The organism is Gilvimarinus gilvus (genome assembly GCF_030518155.1).
GTDB classification, from domain to species: domain Bacteria; phylum Pseudomonadota; class Gammaproteobacteria; order Pseudomonadales; family Cellvibrionaceae; genus Gilvimarinus; species Gilvimarinus gilvus.
This window is the reverse complement of record NZ_JAULRU010000245.1, coordinates 1-479: the sequence shown is the minus strand read 5'-3', so window position 1 is coordinate 479 and position 479 is coordinate 1. Positions and strand designations below refer to the sequence as shown.

The 479-nt window shown below is 63.7% G+C and carries 1 protein-coding gene; it reads left to right on the top strand.

The annotated features are described in order from the left end of the window. Positions 1 to 293 precede the first annotated feature (293 nt). A partial coding sequence (locus QWI17_RS03275; RefSeq protein WP_302721072.1) for a hypothetical protein occupies positions 294 to 479 on the top strand: 186 nt, incomplete at its 3' end.

Here is a 479-nt window from a genome sequence, read left to right as displayed (position 1 = left end):
ACCAGACCTCGGCGGCCAGTGAGGAGACGGCCAGCTCCAGCGTGGAGCTGGCGCGGCTGGGCACCCATTTGCAAGGGTTGGTGGGGCGCTTCAGGCTCTGATCGGGTGTGCCTGGCCTCTTCGCGTCGGTTCGGCGCGGAGCGGCCAGGCACAGGCGACACATTTCCTACTAGCCGCAGCGAAATTTCCTACCTGATTATCAGGTCAAGTCCTACAGCTCCGCTGCCGATGGGCAAAGGTGTCATGCCGGCAATACGCCTGCATGCCCTCCCCCTTTCGCACGGAGACTCACCATGCTCGGCTACCTCAACCGCAAGCTCGGCAACATCAGCGTGGCTGCCAAGCTGGCCCTCGGCTTCGCTGTGGTCCTGCTGCTTACCCTGGCCACCACCATCAGCGGCTGGCGTGCGTTGGACGACGCCATCGTCCGCTCGCAACAGCTCAGCGAAATCGGCCGGATCAACGACCTGACCAAAGAC